Raw genomic sequence first — 6,934 nt, 5'->3', positions numbered from 1 at the left:
TATGTACTCGTTCCAATCCAACATCCCGGACAGCCCAGAGGCCGCCATCGGGGGCAAGCCCCCTCCCACAGTGGATAGCGTTCCAACATGAGAGTGCGGTCGAATGTGGGAGGGGGCTTGCCCCCGATAGCGCCCTCACAGGCACCCCCACTTCTTCCTTATTCCTATAAGCCATAAGCACCGCACTTTGCGTGATATGGCCCGCCGACCTTTCCCGGTATGATGTCCGCCCCCGCAGTCTGGATTGCGAATACGCCATGACCTTGCAGTACCCAACAATCGCCGATTGCGTCGGCAACACACCCCTGGTCCGCTTGCAACGCATGGCGGGTGACACCAGCAATATCCTGTTGCTCAAGCTTGAAGGCAACAACCCTGCCGGTTCCGTCAAGGATCGTCCGGCGCTGTCGATGATCACCCGCGCCGAACTGCGCGGGCAGATCAAGCCGGGGGACACGCTGATCGAAGCCACCTCGGGTAATACCGGGATCGCCCTGGCCATGGCCGCCGCGATCAAGGGTTACAAGATGGTGCTGATCATGCCCGACAACGGCAGCGCCGAGCGCAAGGCGGCGATGACCGCGTATGGCGCCCAGTTGATCCTGGTTACCCAGGAAGAGGGCATGGAAGGCGCGCGCGACCTCGCCGAACGCCTGGCGGCCGAAGGCCGTGGCCTGGTGCTGGACCAGTTTGCCAATGGGGATAACCCCGAAGCGCACTACACCAGCACCGGCCCGGAAATCTGGCGCCAGACCCAGGGCACCATCACCCATTTCGTCAGTTCCATGGGCACCACCGGCACCATCATGGGCAATTCGCGCTACCTCAAGGAGCAGAACCCGGCGATTCAGATTGTCGGCCTGCAACCGATGGAAGGCGCGGCCATCCCCGGTATCCGCCGCTGGCCCGAAGAGTATTTGCCCAGGATCTACAACGCCACGCGCGTGGACCGCATCATCGACATGGCCCAGCGTGAAGCCGAAGACACCACCCGACGCCTGGCCCGTGAAGAGGGCATCTTCTGCGGTGTGTCGTCCGGTGGTGCGGTGGCCGGTATGTTGCGCCTGTCCAAAGAAGTGGAAAGCGCGGTGATCGTCGCGATCATCTGTGACCGAGGCGACCGCTACCTGTCGACCGGCATCTTCGACGAACCCAACTGATGGCCAAGCACGAGAGAGGCCTGCGTTTCCAACCGACGGGCGGCAGCCGGGCCCCTCAGATTCCCGTGGGCAAGAAACAACGCCTGACCATCGAACGCCTCGCCAACGACGGGCGCGGCATTGTGTTCTTCGAAGGGCGCACCTGGTTCGTCAACGGCGCGCTCGCCGGCGAAGAAGTCGAAGCGCGGGTGCTGGGCGCCCACGGCAAGGTGGTCGAGGCGCGCATCGAACGTGTGTTCACGGCCAGCGAACTGCGCCGTCCGGCGCCGTGTGCACACTTCGGCCGCTGTGGCGGCTGCAGCGTGCAACACCTGCCCCATGCCGAACAGCTCGCCCTGAAACAGCGCATGCTCGCCGAGCAATTGTCCCGTGTGGCCGGTGTCGAACCGCAAGCGTGGGCTGCGCCTTTGAGCGGGCCGGAGTTCGGCTACCGACGCCGCGCCCGTGTGGCCGTGCGCTGGGATGCCAAGGCGAAGCAGCTTGAAGTGGGCTTCCGCGCCGTGGCCAGCCAGGACATCATCGCCATCGATGATTGCCCGGTACTGGTACAGGCCTTGCAACCGATCATGCAGCGTCTGCCGAACATGCTGCGCCGTTTGAGCAAGCCTCAGGCGTTGGGGCACGTGGAGTTGTTCAGTGGTACGGCCATCGCCGTGTTGCTGCGGCATATGGCACCGCTGTCCGAGGCGGACATGCAGGTGTTGAAAGAATTTTGCACCTTCCATGATGCCCAGTTGTGGCTGCAGGGCGAGGGCCAGCCGGAGCCGGTCGAGCCGGGTAACGCGCTCGGTTTCCGCCTGGAGGCGTGGGACCTGGAGCTGGCGTACCGGCCGGGTGATTTTGTGCAGGTCAATGCCGGGGTCAACGAGGCGATGGTCGCCCAGGCCCTGGAATGGCTGGCGCCGCAACCCGATGAACGGGTGCTGGACCTGTTTTGCGGGCTGGGCAATTTTGCCCTGCCACTGGCCAGGCAGGTACGCGAAGTCGTTGCCGTGGAAGGAGTGCAGACCATGGTGGAGCGTGCGGCACAGAATGCCCTAAGCAACAATTTGCATAATGCACGGTTTTTTCAGGCCGATTTGTCCCAGCCCCTGACTGACGCGGAATGGGCCAAACAGGGCTTTTCTGCGGTACTCTTGGACCCACCGCGCGACGGTGCCCAGGAAGTTGTGCGCAGACTTGCCACCCTGGGGGCCAGGCGCCTGGTGTATGTGTCCTGCAATCCGGCGACGCTGGCGCGGGACACGGTTGAGTTGGTCAAGCAAGGCTACCGGCTAAAGCGTGCCGGGATCCTCGACATGTTTCCGCAGACAGCGCATGTCGAGGCCATGGCGTTATTTGAAGCGGGCTAGGATGCCCGTTTAATCCGACTGGCCTGCAGTCTCCAGGGCCGTGAACTGCCAGGGAATCTGCAGCAAGGTCGGCGATGATTTTTGGCGCATCCAAGGTGCGTCGTAGGGAAGGTAAGCAAGATGGTACAGGTGAGAGCACACCAGCCGATCAACACCGACGGCAGTATCAATCTCGAGGCATGGCTGGATCATGCCGTCAGTGTCGACCCGGCACTGGACCGTGAAGCCTTGAAAGCAGCCTGCGAGTTCGCTCGTGAGTCTGAACAGCAGGACAATGCGGCCAAGAACCTGTGGGCGGAGGGCACTTCAAGCTTTCGTACCGGGTTGGAAATCGCCGAGATCCTCGCCGATCTCAAGCTGGACCAGGATTCGCTGATTGCCGCCGTGCTCTATCGCGGCGTGCGCGAAGGGCATATTCCGTTGCCGACCGTCAGCCAGCGTTTCGGCGCAGTGGTGGCCAAGCTGATCGACGGCGTGCTGCGCATGGCGGCCATCAGTGCCAGCCTCAGCCCGCGCCAGTCCATGGTGCTGGGGACCCAGGGCCAGGTGGAAAACCTGCGCAAGATGCTGGTGGCGATGGTCGACGACGTCCGCGTCGCGCTGATCAAATTGGCTGAACGTACCTGCGCGATCCGTGCGGTGAAAACCGCCGACGACGAAAAACGCAACCGCGTTGCCCGCGAAGTCTTCGACATCTACGCGCCGCTGGCGCACCGCCTGGGCATCGGTCATATCAAATGGGAGCTGGAGGACCTGTCCTTCCGCTACCTCGAACCCGATCAATACAAACAGATCGCCACGCTGCTGCATGAGCGGCGGCTCGACCGCGAGCGCTTTATCAGCGACGTGATGGGCCAGTTGCGTGCCGAGCTGCAGGCCACCGGCGTCGATGCCGACATCAGCGGCCGCGCCAAGCACATTTATTCGATCTGGCGCAAAATGCAGCGCAAGGGCCTGGCGTTCAGCCAGATCTACGACGTACGGGCCGTGCGTGTGCTGGTGCCGGAAATGCGCGATTGCTACACCGCGCTGGGGATCGTCCATACCCTGTGGCGCCACATTCCCAAAGAGTTCGACGACTACATCGCCAACCCCAAGGAAAACGGCTATCGCTCGCTGCACACGGCGGTAATCGGTCCTGAGGGCAAGGTGCTCGAAGTGCAGATCCGCACCCACGCCATGCACGAAGAGGCCGAGTTGGGCGTCTGCGCCCATTGGCGCTACAAGGGCACCGACGTCAAGGCCGGGTCGAACCAGTACGAAGAGAAGATCTCCTGGCTGCGTCAGGTACTGGAGTGGCACGAAGAACTCGGCGACATCGGCGGCCTGGCCGAACAGCTGCGCGTGGATATCGAACCGGACCGGGTCTACATCTTCACCCCCGACGGTCACGCTATCGACCTGCCCAAGGGCGCCACGCCGCTGGACTTCGCTTACCGCGTGCACACCGAAATCGGCCACAACTGCCGTGGCGCCAAGATCAACGGCCGCATCGTGCCGCTCAACTACAGCCTGCAAACCGGTGAGCAGGTCGAGATCATCACCAGCAAGCACGGCACGCCGAGCCGCGACTGGCTGAACCCGAACCTGGGGTATATCACCACCTCACGGGCACGGGCGAAGATCGTCCACTGGTTCAAGCTGCAGGCCCGCGATCAGAACGTCGCCGCCGGCAAGACCCTGCTCGAACGCGAACTGGCGCGCCTGGGCCTGCCCCAGGTGGACTTCGACAAGCTGGCCGAAAAGGCCAACATGAAGATCGCCGAAGACATGTTCGCCGCCCTCGGTGCCGGCGACCTGCGCCTGGCCCAGTTGGTCAACCTGGCCCAGCAACTGGTGGAGCCGGAGCGTGGCAACGAACAGCTGGAACTGATCCCGCGCAAGGCCACCGGCTACAAGCCTGGCAAGCGTGGCGATATCCAGATCCAGGGCGTGGGCAACCTGATGACGCAAATGGCCGGTTGCTGCCAGCCGTTGCCGGGCGACGCCATCGTCGGCTACATCACCCAGGGCCGCGGCGTGAGCATTCACCGCCAGGACTGCGCCTCGGTGCTGCAACTGGGCGGGCGCGAGCCGGAGCGGATCATCCAGGTCAGCTGGGGCCCGGTGCCGGTGCTCACCTATCCGGTGGACATCATCATCCGCGCCTACGACCGTTCCGGGTTGCTGCGTGACGTCTCGCAAGTGCTGCTCAATGAGCGGATCAACGTACTCGCGGTCAACACCCGCTCGAACAAAGAGGACAACACTGCCCTGATGTCCCTGACCATCGAGATCCCGGGGCTCGACGCGCTGGGGCGGTTGCTGGGGCGGATTTCCCAGCTGCCGAACATCATTGAGACGCGGCGCAATCGCACCCCTGGGTGAACGCAGTTAAATAATGTGGGAGGGGGCAAGCCCCCTCCCACACTGGATCTTCAGTGGAAAGAGATCGATGTATTCACTAGACGACCTGCTACACCTGATGAACCGCCTGCGCGACCCGCAATACGGGTGCCCGTGGGACATCAAGCAAACCTATGCCAGTATCGTGCCGCATACCCTTGAAGAAGCCTACGAGGTGGCCGATGCCATTGAGCGCGGCGACTTCGATCATCTGCAAGGCGAGCTGGGCGACCTGCTGTTCCAGGTGGTGTATTACAGCCAGCTGGCGCGTGAAGAAGGGCGCTTCGAATTTGCCGGGGTGATCGATGGCATCACCCGCAAGCTGATCCGGCGTCATCCCCATGTGTTTCCTACCGGCGATCTTTACGCACCGCTGGATATCCCGCAGTTGAGCGAAGAGCAGGTCAAGCAGCGCTGGGAGCAGATCAAGGCCGAGGAGCGCGCGGAAAAATCCGACGCGCCCGAGCAACTTTCCTTGCTTGATGATGTGCCCGCCGCCTTGCCATCGCTGTCCCGTGCCGCCAAATTGCAAAAGCGCGCGAGCCAAGTAGGTTTCGACTGGCCGTCGGCGTTGCCGGTGGTGGATAACGTCCGCGAAGAGCTGGATGAAGTGCTCGAAGCCATGGCCGATAACGACTCGGCGGCGATTGCCGATGAGGTGGGTGACCTGTTGTTCGCAGCGGTCAACCTCGCCCGTCACCTCAAGGTGGACCCTGAAACCGCGCTGCGCGGTGCCAATGCCAAGTTCGAGCGACGTTTCCGATTTATCGAACAGGCATTGCGCGACACGCACCAACCCATAGAAGATTGCACCCTCGAAACGTTGGACGCCCTGTGGGGCGAAGCCAAACGCCAGGAAAAGACTATATCCAGCTGCGGTTGAGCAGTTGCCCAAGTGAGTAAGCACCATGAGCCTTTCCCTTCGCGACCAGTTGCTCAAAGCAGGTCTGGTCAATCAAAAGCAGGCCAAGCAGGTCGGCAAAGAGAAGCAGAAACAGCAGCGCCTGGTCCACAAGGGCCAGGCTGAGGTCGATGACACCCAGGCGCGCCTGGCCGCCGAGGCGCACGCCGAGAAGGTCAAGCGCGACCAGGAGCTGAACCGCCAGCAGCAGGAAAAAGCCGAGGCCAAGGCCCGTACGGCCCAGGTCAAGCAATTGATCGAAACCTCGCGGCTGCCAAAGTTGACCACCGAGGACTACTACAACTTCGTGGATGACAAGAAGGTCAAGCGCCTGTCGGTCAACACGCTGATGCGCAATAAACTGAGCAATGGCTCCCTGGCCATCGTGCACCACGGCGGCGGCTACGAAGTGATCCCGCGCGAAGCCGCGCTGAAGATCCAGGAGCGCGCGCCGGAGCGTATCGTGCAGCTCAACCTCCTGACCGAAAGCCAGGTGCCGGATGAGGACGATCCGTACGCCGCCTACCAGATCCCGGATGATCTGATGTGGTAAGGCTGTAGAAACGACAAACCCCGCCAACAGGCGGGGTTTTCGTTTGCAGGCGGCCCGGCTGCGTGGGCCGGACGTCTACGCGATTTCGGAATTTCAGGAGCCTTGTGCCTGGCGTTTCATCTCAAGCGATTCAAGTTCGTTTTTATAATTATGAGCATCGCTCTCGTTGTGAAACATGCCGACCAGCAAATCTTGTTGATGTACATCCCAGATGTGAATCCCGTGGCCTAGTGCTTCGTGGGACATATGTTCATCGTCGCGTTCAGTTACTTTTACAGTCATCTGCTTGCTCCAATCTCTGGTTGATCTGCGGCAAGTCGTCGCAGGCCTTTGTTATATGATTTGTTAGCTTGCTAAGTAAACCGGTTTTGCGTGCAACAATTCATTGCAGGAAACGCAACAGTGCTGCAGGCCATGTAAACCGTGGCATTTGGTCGCAGGGGGTTGGGTTAGATGACAAAAGTTTCATGTTTGGGGGCAGGCTACTGACGCCATCGGGGGGCATAGGTACCCACACAACTCAGCAGCGCCCAACCGTAACCACGATGCGAAGCGAGTCGCTCTTGATCTTGATCTGCTTTTG

General features: G+C 61.6%; 6 protein-coding genes. 5 read left to right on the top strand and 1 reads right to left on the bottom strand.

Annotation, left to right across the window (positions count from 1 at the left end; genetic code table 11):
- The first annotated feature begins 257 nt into the window (after positions 1-257).
- The 5 genes from cysM (at position 258) to BFP90_RS06130 (ending at position 6,351) form a co-directional block, all read left to right on the top strand.
- Positions 258-1,160 carry a cysteine synthase CysM gene (gene cysM, locus BFP90_RS06150; protein WP_065896253.1) on the top strand — a complete coding sequence of 301 codons (903 nt, stop codon included), beginning with the start codon at positions 258-260 and terminating at the stop codon, positions 1,158-1,160.
- Positions 1,160-2,512 carry a 23S rRNA (uracil(1939)-C(5))-methyltransferase RlmD gene (gene rlmD / locus BFP90_RS06145; RefSeq protein ID WP_065896252.1) on the top strand — a complete coding sequence of 451 codons (1,353 nt, stop codon included), beginning with the start codon at positions 1,160-1,162 and terminating at the stop codon, positions 2,510-2,512. The genes cysM and rlmD overlap by 1 nt, the downstream gene beginning before the upstream one ends.
- A 120-nt stretch (positions 2,513-2,632) precedes the next feature.
- A complete protein-coding gene (gene relA / locus BFP90_RS06140; protein ID WP_065893746.1) occupies positions 2,633-4,879 on the top strand; it encodes a GTP diphosphokinase in 2,247 nt (748 codons plus the stop codon).
- A 67-nt stretch (positions 4,880-4,946) separates the two neighbouring features.
- On the top strand, positions 4,947-5,780 hold the full coding sequence (gene mazG / locus BFP90_RS06135; protein WP_065896251.1) for a nucleoside triphosphate pyrophosphohydrolase: 834 nt from the start codon (positions 4,947-4,949) through the stop codon (positions 5,778-5,780).
- A 25-nt stretch (positions 5,781-5,805) separates the two neighbouring features.
- Entirely contained in the window at positions 5,806-6,351 is a 546-nt protein-coding gene (locus tag BFP90_RS06130) for a DUF2058 domain-containing protein (RefSeq protein WP_057011833.1), read from the top strand.
- Positions 6,352-6,444: 93 nt separating this feature from the next.
- Here the strand turns inward: BFP90_RS06130 and BFP90_RS27135 are convergent, their stop codons facing one another.
- Entirely contained in the window at positions 6,445-6,633 is a 189-nt protein-coding gene (locus tag BFP90_RS27135; protein WP_065893744.1) for a hypothetical protein, read from the bottom strand.
- Positions 6,634-6,934: the final 301 nt, after the last annotated feature.

The sequence above is a fragment of the Pseudomonas sp. 24 E 13 genome (assembly GCF_900004715.1).
Lineage (GTDB): Bacteria > Pseudomonadota > Gammaproteobacteria > Pseudomonadales > Pseudomonadaceae > Aquipseudomonas > Aquipseudomonas orientalis_A.
The sequence above is the reverse complement of the archived record's forward strand: the minus strand, read 5'-3'. Positions and strand labels throughout refer to the sequence as shown.